12 protein-coding genes are annotated in these 16,916 nt (G+C 66.7%); 6 read left to right on the forward strand and 6 right to left on the reverse strand.

All coding sequences use genetic code 11. From position 1 onward, the window contains the following. Position 1 precedes the first annotated feature (1 nt). Entirely contained in the window at positions 2-2,371 is a 2,370-nt protein-coding gene (locus HEQ16_10215; GenBank protein ID MCO4054403.1) for an RNA degradosome polyphosphate kinase, read from the forward strand. Between the two features lie 46 nt (positions 2,372-2,417). Next, positions 2,418-3,887: an exopolyphosphatase gene (gene ppx / locus HEQ16_10220; protein ID MCO4054404.1), complete on the forward strand. Its 1,470-nt coding sequence runs from the start codon at positions 2,418-2,420 to the stop codon at positions 3,885-3,887. A 10-nt stretch (positions 3,888-3,897) separates the two neighbouring features. Here ppx and rnd read toward each other — a convergent pair whose 3' ends face one another. The 4 genes from rnd to HEQ16_10240 all read right to left on the reverse strand — a co-directional run bounded on the left by rnd (position 3,898) and on the right by HEQ16_10240 (position 8,871). Then, positions 3,898-5,040: a ribonuclease D gene (rnd, locus tag HEQ16_10225; protein ID MCO4054405.1), complete on the reverse strand. Its 1,143-nt coding sequence runs from the start codon at positions 5,038-5,040 to the stop codon at positions 3,898-3,900. Positions 5,041-5,141: 101 nt separating this feature from the next. Next, complete coding sequence (locus HEQ16_10230; protein MCO4054406.1) at positions 5,142-5,993, reverse strand: universal stress protein; 852 nt, start codon at positions 5,991-5,993, stop codon at positions 5,142-5,144. A gap of 121 nt (positions 5,994-6,114) precedes the next feature. Continuing rightward, positions 6,115-7,641, reverse strand: a complete 1,527-nt coding sequence (locus HEQ16_10235; protein ID MCO4054407.1) for an acyl-CoA carboxylase subunit beta — start codon at positions 7,639-7,641, stop codon at positions 6,115-6,117. Positions 7,642-7,806: 165 nt separating this feature from the next. Then, the gene (locus tag HEQ16_10240; protein ID MCO4054408.1) at positions 7,807-8,871 is read right to left on the reverse strand and encodes a galactose oxidase; all 1,065 of its coding nucleotides are present in this window, start codon (positions 8,869-8,871) and stop codon (positions 7,807-7,809) included. 146 nt (positions 8,872-9,017) lie between these two features. Between HEQ16_10240 and aspS the strand changes: the two genes are divergently transcribed. Beyond that, the gene (aspS, locus tag HEQ16_10245; GenBank protein ID MCO4054409.1) at positions 9,018-10,787 is read left to right on the forward strand and encodes an aspartate--tRNA ligase; all 1,770 of its coding nucleotides are present in this window, start codon (positions 9,018-9,020) and stop codon (positions 10,785-10,787) included. Between the two features lie 3 nt (positions 10,788-10,790). Beyond that, the gene (locus HEQ16_10250; protein MCO4054410.1) at positions 10,791-11,108 is read left to right on the forward strand and encodes a hypothetical protein; all 318 of its coding nucleotides are present in this window, start codon (positions 10,791-10,793) and stop codon (positions 11,106-11,108) included. Between the two features lie 13 nt (positions 11,109-11,121). Here the strand turns inward: HEQ16_10250 and HEQ16_10255 are convergent, their stop codons facing one another. Further along, positions 11,122-12,960, reverse strand: a complete 1,839-nt coding sequence (locus HEQ16_10255; GenBank protein MCO4054411.1) for a hypothetical protein — start codon at positions 12,958-12,960, stop codon at positions 11,122-11,124. A 383-nt stretch (positions 12,961-13,343) separates the two neighbouring features. Then, entirely contained in the window at positions 13,344-13,715 is a 372-nt protein-coding gene (locus HEQ16_10260) for an iron-sulfur cluster assembly accessory protein (GenBank protein MCO4054412.1), read from the reverse strand. A gap of 104 nt (positions 13,716-13,819) precedes the next feature. On the opposite strand from HEQ16_10260, the gene HEQ16_10265 reads away from it, so the two are divergent. After that, complete coding sequence (locus HEQ16_10265) at positions 13,820-15,031, forward strand: deoxyguanosinetriphosphate triphosphohydrolase (GenBank protein ID MCO4054413.1); 1,212 nt, start codon at positions 13,820-13,822, stop codon at positions 15,029-15,031. A gap of 81 nt (positions 15,032-15,112) precedes the next feature. Further along, positions 15,113-16,879 (forward strand): arginine--tRNA ligase, encoded by a 1,767-nt coding sequence (locus tag HEQ16_10270; protein ID MCO4054414.1) that lies wholly within the window; start codon positions 15,113-15,115, stop codon positions 16,877-16,879. Positions 16,880-16,916 lie beyond the last annotated feature (37 nt).

Here is a 16,916-nt window from a genome sequence, read left to right on the forward strand (position 1 = left end):
CATGTCGTCAGAGCGTCATAAACCTGCTGCACGTCCGGTCGGACGCAAGAGGAACCCGACATTGGCCGATCCGCCGACGCCTCCAGCCGAAACACCGCCCGCCGCGCCGGCGCCGGCTGCGGAAGCGCCCACTGTTCCGCCGCCGGGTCCCGCGCCCGCTCCAGCGCGGAAACCGCCTGCGCGGCCGGCCGCCCGGCGCGCCGACAAGGCCGCGTCCGCAGCACCTGCCGTGCCCGGCCCCCCGCCCTGGCTCCGGGACCCCAAGCGCTTCATGAACCGCGAGCTCTCCTGGCTGCAATTCAACCGCCGGGTTATGGAGGAGGCCTCCAACCGCAATCATCCGCTCCTCGAACAGCTGCGCTTCCTGTCGATCTCGGCGAGCAACCTCGACGAGTTCTTCATGGTTCGGGTCTCGGGGCTGATCGAGCAGCTCAAGGCCGGCATCACCACCCAGAGCGAGGACGGGCTCACCCCGGCCGAGCAGCTCACGAGGATCGCGCAGGCCGTGGCCTCGCTCACGGCCGATCAGCAGGAGCGTTGGCGGGAATTGCGCAGCGATCTCGCGACAGCCGGCATCGTCATCATCGGGCCGGCCGATGTCACGCGGCAGGACCGGATGTGGCTCGAGGATCATTTCCTGAGCCACATCTTCCCGGTGCTGACGCCGCTCGCCATCGATCCGGCGCACCCGTTCCCGTTCATCCCCAACCTCGGCTTCACCATCGCGCTCGATATGGGCCGCATCAGCGACGGCCGCGCGCTGAATGCGCTGATCCGCATCCCCTCGCGTTTCGATCGCTTCATCGAAGTGCCGGATGTGGGCCGCACCGGCTCCAACCGCTTCATCACGCTCGAACACATCATCGAGCTGTTCGTCGGCAAGCTCTTTCCGGGCTATCAGGTGCGCGGGCAGGGCTCCTTCCGCATCGTGCGCGACACCGACCTCGACATCGAGGAGGAAGCCGAAGACCTGGTGCGCATGTTCGAGAACATGATCAAGCAGCGCCGCCGCGGCGTGGTCATCCGCCTCGAGGTCGAGGCGTCGATGCCGGACCGGCTGCGCAACATGATCGTGCGCGAGCTCAAGGTCGAGCCCGACGAGGTCGTGGCGATCGAAGGCATGATCGGGCTCAACGAGCTGTCACAGCTTGTCGGGGTGGACCGCCCGCAGCTCAAGTTCAAGCGCTACGAGGCGCGCTTCCCCGAGCGCATCCGCGACCATGGCGGGGACTGCTTCGCCGCGATCCGCCGCAAGGACATCGTGGTCCACCACCCGTACGAATCCTTCGACGTGGTGGTGCAGTATCTGCAGCAGGCCGCGCGTGACCCCAATGTCGTGGCGATCAAGCAGACGCTCTACCGCACCTCGTCAGACAGCCCGATCGTCAAGGCGCTGGCCGAGGCGGCGGAGGCAGGCAAGTCCGTGACCGCGCTCGTCGAGCTCAAGGCGCGCTTCGACGAGGAGGCCAACATCCGTTGGGCGCGCGACCTTGAGCGGGCCGGCGTGCAGGTGGTCTATGGCTTTCTTGAGCTCAAGACCCACGCCAAGCTCAGCCTCGTGGTCCGCAAGGAGGGCACGCAGCTCGTCACCTACTGTCATGTCGGCACCGGAAATTATCATCCGGTGACGGCGCGGGTTTACACGGACGTGTCCTTCTTCACCGCCGATCCCGTCATCGGGCGTGATGTGGCGCGCATCTTCAACTTCATTTCGGGCTATGCCGAGCCGGCCGAACTCGAGCTCATGGCGATCTCCCCCATGACGGCGAAGAAGCGCCTGCTCCAGCACATCCGCGAGGAGATCGGCCACGCCCGCGCGCGCCGGCCCGCAGCCATCTGGGGCAAGTGCAACAGCCTCGTCGATCCGGTCATCATCGATGCGCTTTATGAGGCCAGCTGCGCCGGGGTGCAGATCGATCTGGTGGTCCGGGGCATCTGCTGCCTCAGGCCCGGCGTCGAGGGCATGTCGCAGAACATCCGCGTCAAGTCTATCGTCGGGCGCTTTCTCGAGCACGGCCGCATTTACGCCTTCGGCAACGGCCATGGACTGCCCAATGCCAAGGCGCATCTGTACATTTCCTCGGCCGACCTGATGCCGCGCAATCTCGACCGCCGCGTCGAGACGCTCATGCCCATCACCAACGCCACCGTGCACCAGCAGATCCTCGAGCAGATCATGATGGCCAATCTTCTCGACAACGAACAGAGCTGGCGCATCTTGCCTGATGGTTCGTCCCAACGCATTGTCCCGGCGAAAGGCGAGGCTCCTTTCAACGCGCACAAGTATTTCATGACCAATCCGAGCCTGTCCGGCCGTGGAAAATCCCTTGCCCTCTCAAGTCCTCTCAACCTCGCCCGCCGTGGCGGCTGAGCCTTCCAGTCTGGCAGCGAAAGGCAGGCTTTCGCTGGGCGCTCCAATCGCCATCGTCGACATCGGGTCCAACTCGGTGCGTCTGGTCGTCTATGAGCATCTCTCGCGCTCGCCCACGCCCATCTTCAACGAGAAGGAGATGGCAGGTCTCGGCCGTGGCGTCGCCTCCAGCGGCGAACTTGCCGCCGATGCGGTGGAGAAAGCGCTCAGCGCGCTCCAGCGCTTCCGTATCCTGTGGGAGGCCATGGATGTGCGCGACGTCCGTGTCATCGCCACAGCGGCCGCGCGCTACGCCCGCAATGGCCCTGCCTTCCTTGATCAGGCCGAGGCCATCTGCGGTCAGCCGATCGAACTCATCTCCGGCGACCGTGAAGCGTTCCTGTCAGCGCTTGGCGTGGTCTCGGGCTTCGCCGAGCCCGACGGCGTGGTGGGTGATCTTGGCGGCGGCTCGCTGGAACTCATCGATGTGGCTGGCGCGACGATCGGGGAGGGGGTGAGCGTGCCGCTGGGCGGGCTTGCCCTGCTGGATCGCTCCTGCAACTCGCTGCGCGCCGCCGAGAAGATCGTGCGCGAGGAACTCGACAGGCTGCCGCAGGTCGAGGCCATGAAGGGCCGCAATTTCTACGCAGTCGGCGGCACATGGCGCGCGCTGGCCAAGCTGCACCAGCGCCAGATGCACTATCCGCTGAGCGTGATGCATGGCTACACCGTGCCTGCGCGCGACGTGGCGGACTTTGCCCGCATGATTGAGCGCGTCGATGCGGACATCCTCGAATCAATCGATTCTGTCTCGTCTGCCCGCCGCCCGCTCCTCGCCTATGGCGCGCTGGTGCTTGATCACCTCATCAAGCGCGGCAGACCGAAGGCCGTGGTCATCTCCGCCCAGGGCGTGCGCGAGGGGCTGCTCCATGAGCAGCTTGACCCGGAGGAGCGCGCGGCCGATGCGTTGCTGCGCGCCGCCGGGGACTACAACGTCCTGCGCTCGCGCGATCCTGCCCATGCTGGAGATTTGATCGCCTTCGCCGATGAGTTCTTCGCCAGCGCCGGCATCGACGAAACCGCCGAAGAGCGCCGTCTGCGTCGCGCCGCCTGCCTGCTGGCAGACATAGGCTGGCGCGCCCACCCTGATTACCGTGGCGAGCAGAGCCTCAACGTCATCGCCCACGCCGCCTTCATCGGCCTCGACCATCCGGGCCGCGCCTATCTGTCCATGGCGGTGTTCTATCGCTATGCGGGGCTGAAGGAGGAGGGCATTTCGCTGCCGCTTCGCGAACTGACCGGAGCGCGCCTGCTGGAGCGGGCGCGGCTCCTCGGAGGGGTCATGCGGGTGGCCTACCTGCTGTCGGGCGCGATGAACGGCCTCTTGCCCCGCATGGGGCTGACGGCGACGGACAAGAAGGTTGTGCTCAACGTGCCGCGCGGGCTTGCCTCCCTCGCCAGCGACCGCGTCGCCAGCCGCCTCAAGCAGCTCGCCAAGCTTCTGGGCAAGGATTCCTCGATCGTGCTGGGTGCATGAAAGGTCAGGTTCACGCCTCGACCGAGACCCGCCCGCCGCGCATCCTCAGCGCCAGCTGCCCGGCCTTGAGCGCCAGCGCCTTGTCCCCGAACAGGGTGCGACGCCAGCCCTTGAGCGCGGGCACGTCGGCCTCGTCGTCATTGGCGATGGCTTCGAGGTCATCCACCGTCGCGATGATCTTCGGGGCCACGCGCTCGGCGTCGGAGATCGCCTTGAGCAGCACCTTCATCAGGTCGAGCACGGCGCCGTTGCCGCCGCGCGCGTGATCCCGCTCCATGCGCGGCAAGGTCTTGTGGTCGACGAGCAGGGCGCGTTCGACTGCGGCCAGCACCTCCTGACCGGCTCGGGAGCGCTCGAAGCCGCGAGGGAGCGAGCGCAGATCGGCGAGGCCCTCCGGGTCGCGTGGCGCACGCTGGACGATGTCCATCAGCGCGTCATCCTTGAGCACGCGCCCGCGCGGCACGTCCTTGGTCTGCGCCTCGGTCTCGCGCCAGCCCGCCAGCTCCATGAGCAGCGCCACCTCGCGCGGCTTGCGCACACGGCCGCGCAGCCTCAGCCAGGCATCTTGGGGCCTGGTCTCATAGGTGCCTGGGTGGTTGAGCACGAGCATTTCCTCGTCAAGCCAGCTCATCCGGCCCGTCGTTGCGAGGTCCGCCTTGAGCGCCATATAGATGTCGCGCAGATGGGTGACGTCGGACAGCGCATAGGACAGCTGCGCATCGCTCAGCGGCCGGCGCGACCAGTCCGTGAACCGGGACGACTTGTCGATGCGCGCCTTGGCCAGATCATTGGCGAGCTGCTCGTAGCCGACCGAATCTCCATAGCCGCAGACCATCGCCGCGATCTGCGTGTCGAACAGCGGCTTGGGCAGCATCCTGCCCAGATTCCAGACGATCTCGAGATCCTGCCGCGCAGCGTGAAACACCTTCACGACCTGCTCATCTGCCATCAGCGCGAAGAACGGCGCAAGGTCGAGCCCATCGGCCAGCGGGTCAACCAGCAGGCCCTCCTTGGGCGAGGCCATCTGGAGCAGGCACAGTTTCGGATAATAGGTCGAGTCGCGCAGAAACTCCGTGTCGATCGTCACGAACGGATGCGTTGCCAGACGGGTGCAGGCGGCGGCGAGATCCGCCGTTGTGGTGATCAGGTTCATCTCCCGCGATTAACAAGCGGGCGGGTTGGCGTCGAGTCCCCAAGCCGCGAAGGCCTGCCTCGCCGGATGGGCAGGGGCAGGCGCGCCGGGGCAGGCGAGGCTCAGTAGGCCATCAGAAGCGGGGTGGCGGCGCTCTGCACCATCGAGATGGTGACGCCGCCAAGCACGAACTGGCGCAGGCGCGAATGGCCATAACCGCCCATCGCGATAAGTTCGGCCCAGGTGCTGGTGGCATGGTCGTCGATCAGCCGCGCCACCGGCCCGGCCGCCACCGACAGCTCGACGATGTTGGCGTGGATGCCCTTGCGTGACAGGTGCCGCGCGAAATCCGCGCCCGGCAGCGACTTGGCCATGTCCTTGTCGCCGACGACCGAGACGATGTCGACATGCTTGATCTGGCCGAACAGGCCCAGCATGTCGCCAGCGGCGCGGGCGGCATGGGCCGTTCCATCCCAGGCGATCACAGCCTTGGTCACGCCGTCGATCGGCGGGCGCTTCGGCGTCGCCACAAGGACCGGCCGGCCCGAGCGGAACAGCGCCTCCTCAAGTACCGTGGCCCGTGAGTCCATCGGCGCTTCGGGCTGGTCCACCACGATGAGATCGGCGGCGCGGGCGGCGCGCACGGCGATCTCGGAGCTTTCGCCGAGATTGTCTATCACCACCTGGATGTCGGCGTTCACGCCGGCAAGGCGCGCGGCGGTGCGGGCGGCGTCGGCGGCTGCATCCGCCTTGGCCTTGGTCTTGGCGTTGAGGTCGCTGACCAGCGATGATGCCAGTGACATCCAGATCGGCGAATAGGGGGTGGCGAGCTGCTGGGTGGAGATGGTGATGGAGAGATGCGCGCCATGCGCCGCCGCGAGCTTGAGCGCCTGCTGGAGCGCGGCTTCGGGCAGCGTCTCGCCGGCCCGGATAATGCAGGCGAGGTCGGCGATGCGCTTGGGGTATGGGGTCATGATGGCCTCTTGGGGGACGTGAAACAAGTCCAACCTATGGCAAGGGCCATCAGGCTTGCTGATCTGGATCAAGACGCCGCAAGGCGCGTCGCCGCACCGGTGACGGTGGGGTTGCGCCCTGTCAGAGAGGAATGTTGTCGTGCTTGCGCCAGGGCGCCTCGGTCTGCTTGGCGCGCAGCATGGCCAGCGCGCGCGCCACCCTCCTGCGGGTGGAGTGCGGCATGATGACCTCATCGATGTAGCCGCGTTCGGCGGCGACGAACGGGCTCATGAAGCGGTCTTCATAGGCCTTGGTCTGCGCCGCGATGGTCTCGGCATCGCCGCCGCGGAAGATGATCTCCACCGCGCCCTTCGCGCCCATTACGGCGATCTGCGCCGTGGGCCAGGCATAGTTGATGTCGGCGCCGATATGCTTCGAGGCCATCACGTCGTAGGCGCCGCCATAGGCCTTGCGGGTGATGCAGGTCACCAGCGGCACGGTGCATTGCGAATAGGCGAAGAGCAGCTTGGCGCCGTGCTTGATGAGCCCGCCATACTCCTGCGCGGTGCCCGGAAGGAAGCCCGGCACGTCCACAAAGGTCACGATCGGGATCTCGAATGCGTTGCAGAAGCGCACGAAACGCGCCGCCTTGCGGGAGGCGTCCGAGTCCAGCACGCCGGCCAGAACCATCGGCTGGTTGGCGACAAAGCCCACGGTGCGCCCTTCCATACGGCCGAAACCGGTGATGATGTTCCTGGCGAAGGCTTCCTGCAGCTCGAAGAATTCGCCCTCATCCACGGTCTTGAGGATGAGCTCGCGCATGTCATAGGGCTTGTTGGCATTGTCGGGGATGAGCGTGTCGAGGCTCATGTCCACCCGGTCGGGCACATCGAAGCTCGGCATCTCGGGCGCGCCGGCCATGTTGTTGGCGGGCAGGAAATCGATGAGGCGGCGCACCTGCAACAGGGCCTCGACATCATTGTCGAAGGCGCCGTCGGCGATCGAGGACTTGCTGGTGTGGATCTTCGCTCCGCCCAGCTCCTCGGCTGTCACAGTCTCGTTGGTCACCGTCTTCACCACATCCGGGCCGGTCACGAACATGTAGCTCGTGTCACGCACCATGAAGATGAAGTCGGTCATGGCGGGCGAATAGACATCCCCGCCCGCGCACGGCCCCATGATCACCGAAATCTGCGGGATGACGCCGCTGGCCTGCACATTGCGCTTGAACACCTCGGCGAAGCCGCCGAGCGAGGCCACACCCTCCTGGATGCGCGCACCGCCCGAATCGATCAGCCCGACGATGGGCGCGCGCATCTTCAACGCCATGTCCTGGATCTTCATGATCTTGGCGGCATGCGTCTCGGACAGCGATCCGCCAAACACGGTGAAGTCCTTGGCATAGACGAACACGGTCCGGCCATTGACCGTGCCCCAGCCCGTCACGACGCCGTCGCCGGGGATCTTGTTCTTCTCCATGCCGAAATCCGTGCAGCGATGCTGCACGAACATGTCGAACTCCTCGAAGCTGCCATGGTCGAGCAGGACTTCGATGCGTTCGCGCGCCGTCAGCTTGCCGCGCTTGTGCTGCGCGCTGATGCGGGCTTCGCCGCCGCCGAGGCGGGCGTTCTCCCGGCGGGCTTCAAGCTGGTCGAGCATGTCTTTCATGGCAGCGTCTCGCGAGGGCGTCGGAACTTGAAACCCTCTGATAGCCATCATTGCGCGGCAATTCCATCCGGCAAAAGGAGGCCTCCGGATGCGCAAGAGCGCAAGCCCCGGGGACGCCGGGCCGCGTCTTGGCCAGCGAGGCGCTGATCTGCGCGGAACGCCCTGTCAGAGCGCAAACGCCTCGTTGATCGCGCTCTTCACGCCGCCGCCCATCTGCGGGCCGCCGCCGGCCACGTAGATGGCCTCGCCCAGCACCACCGCGCCCATGCCATGGCGCGGCGTCAGCATCGGCGCGTGGCTCTCCCAGCGGTCGGTGGCCGGGTTGTAGGCCTCGTTCTGGCCATAGACGCGGTTGGTGCCTTCCCCGCCCATCACGAAGATGCGGTCCTTGAACCAGACGGCGCCCTGGCCCGAGCGTGCCGTGGGCAGGGGCTGGCGGAAGGTCCAGGCATCGGTCTTCGGATCGTAGCTATGGTGCAGGTTGGAGTTGGTGTGGAAGGAATCCACCCGCCCGCCGATGATGTGGATGAGCCCGTTCACGGCCACGATGCCGCAGTGGTCGCGGCCAAGCGGCATGGGTTGGCGGCGCGTGTAGCGATCGGCCCTGGTGTCATAGACCACGTGCCAGTCGATCGAGCGGCGGTTGTCGGAGCCGATGGCGCCGCCGATGATGTGGATGTTGTCGCCCAGAGCGATGCAGGCCATGGCGCCACAGGCCTCGGGCAGGCGCCTCACGGCAGCCCATCGTGTGCCGTCGAATGCGAAGGCGCCGTCATGGGGCGTGCGGTTCTGCTCGATGAAGCCGCCAAAGGCATAGATGCGTTCGCCAAGCGTCGCGACGCCGACATGGTTCGAGCCGCGCGGATGCTCCGCGAGCTGCTCCCAGCGGTCGGCGGCGGGGTCGTAGGCATGATGGTAGTTCTTGTCCACGCGCTGCTCGGCATAGCCACCGATCAGGTGCATGCGTCCGCGATATTCCACCGCCCAGGCCATTTCCGTGCGTGGGATCGGCAGCGGCGCGCGCGGCCGCCAGGCTCCTTGCGCGGCCGCCTTCGGCGCCGGGCTTTCGGTCACGGCATGCTCGGCATGAAGCGCCGGCATGTCGATCCGTCCCGGCTGGTTGAGCCGTTCGAACTGGCCCGCATGATGCTGGTGCGGGTTCTGCGCGAGTGCGGGCGCGGCGAGCGCGGCCGTGGCGCTGGCAAGGAGGCTGCGGCGGGATAGGGACATGGCGTCGGCCCTTGGCTGGAAAGAGCCAGATGCTAGCGCAGTCGCGCGCCCGCGTCACGGGCCGCCGGACCTTGACAATCCGCCCCCCAGCGCCGACTGACGTCGCTCGCAAAATCAACCATCTGCGCCCGAGATCCATCATGTCGATGCACCGTTACCGCACCCACACCTGCGGCGCTCTCCGCGAGGAGCACGTCGGCGAGGTCGTCCGCATCTCAGGCTGGTGCCATCGCATCCGCGATCATGGCGGCGTGCTCTTCATCGATCTGCGCGATCACTACGGCATGATGCAATGCGTGGCCGATCCGGACAGCCCGGCCTTCAAGGCGGTCGAGCAGGTGCGCTCCGAATGGTGCGTCCGCATCGACGGCAAGGTGCGCCGCCGGCCCGAGGGCACCACCAACGCCGACTTGCCCACCGGCATGGTCGAGATCTTCATCACCGACATGGAAGTGCTCGGCCCTGCCGCCGAATTGCCCCTGCAGGTCTTTGGCGATCAGCAGTATCCCGAGGACACGCGGCTCAAGTACCGCTTCCTCGACCTGCGCCGCGAGAAGCTCCACCAGAACATCATGACCCGCGGCGCCATCGTCGACGCCATGCGCCGGCGCATGAAGGGGCAAGGCTTCTTCGAGTTCCAGACCCCGATTCTTACCGCTTCCAGTCCCGAGGGCGCGCGCGACTTCCTGGTGCCGAGCCGCATCCATCCCGGCAAGTTCTACGCGCTGCCGCAGGCGCCCCAGCAGTACAAGCAGCTCATCATGATGGCGGGCTTCGACCGCTACTTCCAGATCGCGCCCTGCTTCCGCGACGAGGACCCGCGCGCCGACCGCTTGCCCGGCGAATTCTACCAGCTTGATCTGGAGATGAGCTTCGTCACGCAGGAGGACGTGTTCGCCGCGGTCGAGCCGGTCATCACCGGCATTTTCGAGGAGTTCGGCGGCGGCCGGCCTGTCACCAGGAGCTGGCCGCGCATTCCCTATGCGGAATCGATGGCGAAGTACGGCACCGACAAGCCGGACCTGCGCAACCCGCTGGTGATGCAGGATGTCTCGGACATCATGCGCGGATCGGGCTTCAAGGTCTTCGCGCGTATTCTGGAAGAGCCGAAGAACCGCGTCTGGGCAATTCCTGCGCCCGGCGGCGGCAGCCGCGCCTTCTGCGACCGGATGAACAGCTGGGCGCAGGGTGAGGGCCAGCCGGGCATGGGCTACATCATGTGGAAGGAAGGGGCCGGCGCAGGCCCCGTCGCCAACAACATCGGCCCGGAGAAGACCGGGGCCGTGCGCGCCCAGCTTGGGCTTGCCGATGGCGACGCCTGCTTCTTCGTCGCGGGCGATCCGGAGAAGTTCGTGAAGTTTGCCGGGATGGCCCGCACCAAGGTCGGCGAGGACCTGAACCTCATCGACAAGGAGCGCTTCGAGCTGGCCTGGATCGTCGATTTCCCGATGTTCGAATGGAACGAGGACGAGAAGAAGGTCGATTTCAGCCATAACCCGTTCTCTATGCCGCAGGGCGGGCTCGAGGCGCTGAAGACGCAGGACCCGGTCACGATCAAGGCCTTCCAGTACGACATCGCCTGCAACGGCTTCGAGATCGCCTCAGGCGGCATCCGCAACCACCGGCCCGAGGCCATGGTGAAGGCCTTCGAGATCGCCGGCTACGGCGAAAGCGACGTGATCGAGCGCTTCGGCGGCATGTATCGCGCCTTCCAGTATGGCGCGCCGCCCCATGGCGGCATGGCGGCGGGCGTTGACCGCATCGTCATGCTGCTGTGCGGCACCGCGAATCTGCGCGAGATCTCGCTGTTCCCCATGAACCAGCAGGCGCTGGACGTGTTGATGGGCGCGCCGGGCGACGTCACGCCCAGGCAGCTGCGCGAGCTTCACATCAGGCTGAATCTCCCGGAGAAGTGAGCCGTGCCTGCCGTCCGGGTTCGGGCGCGTCCGGTGCTGGGCGCGCTGGCCGTGCCGTTGCTTCTGGCAGCCTGCCAGGGCGCGTCCACCTATCCGCCCGGCTCGCCGGAAAGGGCCGCAGCGGCCGTCTCGCGCGGCTATGATTGCGGCCTGAGGGTTGAGCGCCGACGCGTGGTCGCGACCTATCGCAGAGAGGAGCGCCGCCGCTTTCTCGGCGCCAACCAGAGCTTCGCCGTGCAGTCCTACAACGCCCCGCGTGCCTGCGGCGCAGCCGAGCGCGGGCGGGTGGCGGAAGAGTTGCGCGAACTTGCCCGGCGCTGAGCGCGCCGGCCCGTCACTCGGCCTTGGCCTGAACCTCGATCTTGTCGAATATCTCCTTCGGCGCGGCCATGACGCCCACCGCGTCGGCGACGCCGATGCCTGAGGCCGAGCGCGCGCGAAGGTCGATCGACAACGTGCCGGGGCGGGCGACGAAGCGGGCAATGGCCCCCGTGAGCGCCTTGGCTCCATCGGAATCGCCGAGGATGGCAGGCAGGCCCACCGCTGCGAGCATGCCCCATTCGCGCCGCACGGCATCAGGCTGCTTGCGCGCCTTCGCCGCTTCCCGCGCGATGAACTTCTCGAAGCCGCCGAGATTCTGGACCACGAGGCTCACGCGCTGCGCCGCAGCCGAAAGCCACGCCACCTGCGCCAGCGCGCTGTCGGTGGAGAACGCATCCTTGCTCACGCCGGAGAGCTGGCCGGAGAGGGTGAGCCCCAGCATCTCCTTGCCCGAGATGTTCAGCGCCTTGATGTCGAGGCGCTCGGTGTCGCGCTGCCAAGCGAGATCGGCGAGCCAGGACAGGTTGACGTCCTTGTAGCCCATGGCGACGAGATCGCGCACGCCCTGCTCCTCCGAGTTGGCAGACAGGGGGGCTGCGAACTCTTCGGCCGAGAAGCGCAACGCGGTCGGAACGCCGTCGATCTGTCCGCCGAAACCGATCTCCATCGCCTTCACAGAGGCACGGAAGATCTCCGGCGGCTTGCCGCGCTGCGGCCGTTTCGGCTCCGGGTCCTGCACTGAGAAGCCCTTGACGCGGATGGTGCCGAGTTGCGGGATGAGCCGCTTGTAATCCGTAATCAGCGCCGTCGCATCGCCGCGCTCCAGCATCTCTATGGCGGCGCGGAGTGCATTGCGGATGCTGAAGTCGCGCATCTCAAGCTCGTCGATCGACATCTTTCCGGGGCTGACCTCGATCTTCAGCCCGCTCATGACGAAGCCCGGCGCCTGCGCCTGATCGCTGAAGCGGATGCGCGCAATCTCGAAGCGGCCCTTGCCGGCGTCGCCATCGGACTCGCCCCTCAAGCCTTCCGCCTCGCCGACGCCGTACTCAAAGTTTTCAAGGAAGCCGAAGATGCGGCCGACGCTGGCCATGTCCGCGGCGTTCGGCAGCTTATCGCCGCCACCGGCCGCCTTCTGCCTCTCGGAGATGGCTATGACCTCGTTCATGGCCGTGAGCACCGGGGCCTTGCTGGGCCGCGCCATGGTGTCGCGCAGGGTCACGCGGTCGATGCTCATGCGGCCCTTGCCCTCAGGAAGGTCGGTCACGAAGTCGCGGTAGGCAAGGGAGCGCATGATCGGCGCCATCGCTACGGCGGAGGGATCCGGAACCGAACTGGTCAGCACACGTGCGATCAGCGGCAGGTTGAGCGCCTCGGCCGTGGTCTGGCCGATCCGCACCCGCGCCACGCCCGCAGCCTTCTCGCTGGCGGTCCCCTCGATCGCGCCCACGCTCAGCCCGCCGATCACCCCGGCGGTGATGTTGGACAGGCTCAGGTCCCTGTAGCGCGTGACCCTCGAGACGCTGTCCAAGGACTGCGTGGCGATGACCTCCGGGATGGTGACCGTGGCGGCCTGCAGGCGGGCCACGCTGGCGGCGATGTCCGGGCCGCCCCTGGTCAGGATCGCGGTGATGTCCTCTCGGCTGAGCGGCGTGTCCCGCACCTCCATGCGCGGGATGTCGATGCGCATGAAGCCAAGATCGAAGCGCAGGTCGGTAAGGCTGTGGTCGGCCGCGCCGGCAGCCGACGACAGGCCGACGATGAGAGCCGCGACGCCAGCGAGCCGCGCCAACGGCGATGCGAAGGCTGGACGAAGCGAGGCAGGGGCGAGATGGGAGGGGGGCTGACGCATGATGGCGTCCTTTCCAGCTGGCTTCGATGCACGCCGCGTATCAGGAGCGCCTTCCGATCCGATAAACGCAAAGCCTCGAATCGCGCATGAGATTACAAGCATTCACCGTACAAGACACGAACGGATCCTGTCAGCTTGCCAGATGCTGCCGCGCCCCGGCAAGTTCCTTGTCGGAACTGCACGCTTACTCAAGCAAGCCGGTCGCGTTCAATGCCCGCCGGGGGCCCCGCTGAAGGTCAGCCCTTGCGACCCGCTTCCTGATGCCGTTCAGACCGCGTTTGTCGAACCACGATGCCGCCCCGTTCCCGGCTGCTCCCCAGCGCAATGAGCGGGTCGCTGCAACATGCGCCGCCGCTGTCGAATCGGCGGTCTTGGGGCTGGTTCTAGAGCGCGAACGAGGTGCCGCAGCCGCATGATGACGTCGCGTTCGGATTGGTCACCCTGAAGGACTGGCCAATCAGGTCGTCCACGAAATCCAGCGTGGAGCCGGCCAGGAAGCCGAGCGAGGCTTCGTCGACCAGCACGGTGGCGCCGCCCTGCTGCAGAACGAGGTCATCCGCATTGCGGCTGCGGTCCATCTCGAAGGCATACTGGAACCCTGAGCACCCGCCGCCGTTGACCGCCACGCGCAGCATCGTCCCGTCCGGCTCGCTTCCCAGCACCTTGGCGATGCGCGCGAAGGCGCGATCGGTCACATTGAGAGTCGGCGCGGCCGTGGGGGCGGAAGGCGTGTTCGCGGCGGCAACGGCGTCCATCGGTGTCTTGTCTCCCTCGCTGCGATCAAGGTAAGTCTCGCAGCGCGGCACTTCAAGCGGCGGGATGCGGCGCGGCCTGTCAAGCGCCGGCCGCGAAAGGTTCGATACGGATGCGAGAGCCTGGCGATCGGTACAGGGCGCCTTATGCCTGCCGGCCCTCTGAAGGCCGCGGTCGGCTGGTGGCCGAGGCGGCATCCGCAACGCGCAGCGACTTCCAGCGTGATCGGGACCGCATCATCCATTCAACCGCCTTCCGGCGGCTCAAGCACAAGACCCAGGTCTTTGTCTTCCACGAAGGCGACCATTTCCGCACGCGGCTGACCCATTCCATCGAGGTGTCGCAGATCGCCCGTTCGATCGCGCGCGCGCTCGGCCTCGACGAGGACCTCGCCGAGGCGCTGGCGCTGGCGCATGATCTTGGCCACACCCCTTTCGGGCACACAGGCGAGGATGCCCTTGGCGCCTGCATGGCGCCGTTCGGCGGGTTCGACCACAATGCCCAGGCGTTGCGCATCGTCACGCGGCTGGAGCGCCGCTATGCCGCCTTCGACGGGCTTAACCTGTGCTGGGAGACGCTCGAGGGTCTGGTGAAGCACAATGGCCCCTTGCTCGATGCGGACGGCAAGCCCCAGCCGGGCCATGGCCCCGCTTTGCCGGGCGCGATCCTTGAATACAGCGCGCGTCATGATCTGTGGCTCTCCAGCCATGCCAGCGTCGAGGCGCAGGGCGCCGCTCTCGCCGATGACATCGCCTATGACGCGCACGACATAGACGATGGCCTGCGCGCCGGCCTCATCGACATCGCCGACATGCGCGCGGTGCCCTTCCTCGCCGCCTTGCTCGGCGAGATCGAGCGCGCCTGGCCATCGCTTGAACGGCCCCGCCTGATCAACGAGCTTGTCAGACGGGTCATCACCCGCTTCGTCGAGGATGTCATCAAGGAGAGTCGAAGGCGCCTTGACGAAAGCGGCGTCGCCAGCGCCGATGAGGTGCGCCTTGCGGGCCGGACGATGGTGGCTTTCTCGCCCGCGATGGCCGAGGCGGACCGGGCCATCAAGGGCTTCCTGTTTCCGCGCGTTTACCGCCATCCGCGGGTCATGCGCATCCGCCAGGACGCGGCGGGCGTCGTCGGGCAGCTCTTCGCGCGCTTCATGGACGATCCCGCGCTGCTGCCGGCGGAGTGGTCGGCAGGGCTCGATGCAGGCGATGAGGTCCGGCGCGCACGCCGTGTCTGCGACTACATCGCCGGGATGACGGACCGCTACGCGCTTGACGAGCATGCCCGTCTGTTTGACGCAACCCCGCTCTTGCGATAGGCGCGCGGCAGGCTATCGCGGTCCACTTGCTTCGTCCGCGTGACTCGTTTTCACAGGAAGAGCCTGCAAGGCTTTGGCGTCATGAATATTTTTGAGATCTTCACCGCGCGTTTGAATGACGCGCTGGCGCGACTGTCGGCGGCCGGGACGTTGCCCGCTGGCCTTGATCTCGGCCGCGTGGTGGTCGAACCGCCGCGCGACGCCAGCCATGGCGACCTCGCCACCAATGCCGCGATGGCGCTGGCCCGCGAGGCGGGCATGAATCCGCGACAGCTGGCCGAAGCGATCGCGGCCGAACTCCGGCGCGTGGATGGCGTGCGCGCCGTCTCCGTCGCCGGTCCGGGCTTCATCAATCTCACGCTCGAACCGGCCGTTTACGTCGAGGCGCTGCTCTGCGCAGTGGTGTCAGGGGCCCGGTTCGGTCGCCGCCAGCCGGACGCCGGCCTGCCGAGGGTCAATGTCGAATATGTCTCCGCCAATCCGACCGGCCCCATGCATGTCGGCCATGGCCGCGGCGCGGTGTTCGGCGATGCGCTGGCGAACCTGCTGGCCTTCGCCGGGCGTGACGTTACGCGCGAGTATTACATCAACGATGCCGGCGCGCAGGTCGATGTGCTCGCCCGCTCCGCCTTCCTGCGCTACCGCGAAGCGCTGGGCGAGGATGTTGGCCCCATCCCGGAAGGGCTCTATCCCGGCGATTATCTGGTTGGCGTGGGCCATAGCCTCGCTGCGAAGCATGGCCCCGCGCTTGTGGGAATGCCGGAGGGCGAATGGCTGCCCATCATCCGCAAGGTCGCGATCGACGCCATGATGGACATGATCCGCGAAGACCTTGCTGCGCTGGACGTCGAGCACCAGGTGTTCTTCTCCGAGCGCACCTTGCAGGAGGGCGGTCAGGGCGGGCTCGTCGCCGCGGCGATCGCGGATCTGCGCAGCCGTGACCTGATCTATGAAGGCCGGCTGCCGCCGCCCAAGGGCCAGAAGGACGACGACTGGGAGGACCGCGAGCAGACCCTGTTCCGCTCGACGGCGTTCGGGGACGATGTCGACCGGCCGCTGATGAAGTCCGACGGCGGCTACACCTATTTCGCCTCCGACATCGCCTACCACAAGTCCAAGTTCGACCGCGGCTTTGCCGAGATGATCGATGTCTGGGGCGCCGACCATGGCGGTTACGTCAAGCGGATGCAGGCCGCGGTGAAGGCCGTGACGGGCGGGCAGGGCTCGCTCGACATCAAGCTCTGCCAACTCGTGAAGCTGATGCGCGATGGCGAGCCGGTGAAGATGTCGAAGCGCTCGGGCGATTTCGTCACGCTGCGGGAGGTGATCGACGAGGTCGGCCGCGACGCGGTGCGCTTCATGATGCTGTTCCGCAAGAATGACGCCGCGCTCGAGTTCGATCTGGCCAGGGTCCTGGAGCAGTCCAAGGACAATCCGGTGTTTTATGTGCAGTATGCCCACGCACGCTGCGCCTCCGTCTTCCGGCAGGCAGCCGAGACCGCGCCCGGTCTGGACGCCGGCCCGGCCGCGCTCGCTGCCGCCAAGCTTTCGCTGCTGGTGGATGAGGGAGAGGTGGGACTGATCAAGTGGATCGCACAATACCCGCGCCTGATCGAGCAGGCAGCGATCGCGCACGAGCCGCACCGGCTCGCTTTTTATCTTCATGATCTCGCGCAGGGGCTCCATGCGCTGTGGAACAAGGGCAAGGATTCCCCTCAATTACGGTTCGTTAATCATAATCAGCCAGAGTTGACGTTAGCGAGGCTGGCGCTTGTGCATGCCGTGAGGTCCGTTCTTGCATCGGGCTTGGGCGTTCTGGGCGTCTCAAGTCCGTCCGAAATGCGCTGAGGCTGTCACGGCCGCCAGCGCTGCGTTATACAGCGTC

The organism is Bosea sp. (in: a-proteobacteria), assembly GCA_023910605.1.
GTDB lineage: Bacteria > Pseudomonadota > Alphaproteobacteria > Rhizobiales > Beijerinckiaceae > Allobosea.

Bases quoted from the DNA above. Each gene is read 5' to 3' on its own strand.
- aspS (MCO4054409.1), top strand. From the start codon at position 9,018: ATGCACCGTTACCGCACCCACACCTGCGGCGCTCTCCGCGAGGAGCAC.
- HEQ16_10255 (MCO4054411.1), bottom strand. From the start codon at position 12,960: ATGCGTCAGCCCCCCTCCCATCTCGCCCCTGCCTCGCTTCGTCCAGCC.
- HEQ16_10230 (MCO4054406.1), bottom strand. From the start codon at position 5,993: ATGACCCCATACCCCAAGCGCATCGCCGACCTCGCCTGCATTATCCGG.
- HEQ16_10240 (MCO4054408.1), bottom strand. From the start codon at position 8,871: ATGTCCCTATCCCGCCGCAGCCTCCTTGCCAGCGCCACGGCCGCGCTC.
- rnd (MCO4054405.1), bottom strand. From the start codon at position 5,040: ATGAACCTGATCACCACAACGGCGGATCTCGCCGCCGCCTGCACCCGT.
- HEQ16_10270 (MCO4054414.1), top strand. From the start codon at position 15,113: ATGAATATTTTTGAGATCTTCACCGCGCGTTTGAATGACGCGCTGGCG.
- HEQ16_10260 (MCO4054412.1), bottom strand. From the start codon at position 13,715: ATGGACGCCGTTGCCGCCGCGAACACGCCTTCCGCCCCCACGGCCGCG.
- HEQ16_10215 (MCO4054403.1), top strand. From the start codon at position 2: ATGTCGTCAGAGCGTCATAAACCTGCTGCACGTCCGGTCGGACGCAAG.
- HEQ16_10235 (MCO4054407.1), bottom strand. From the start codon at position 7,641: ATGAAAGACATGCTCGACCAGCTTGAAGCCCGCCGGGAGAACGCCCGC.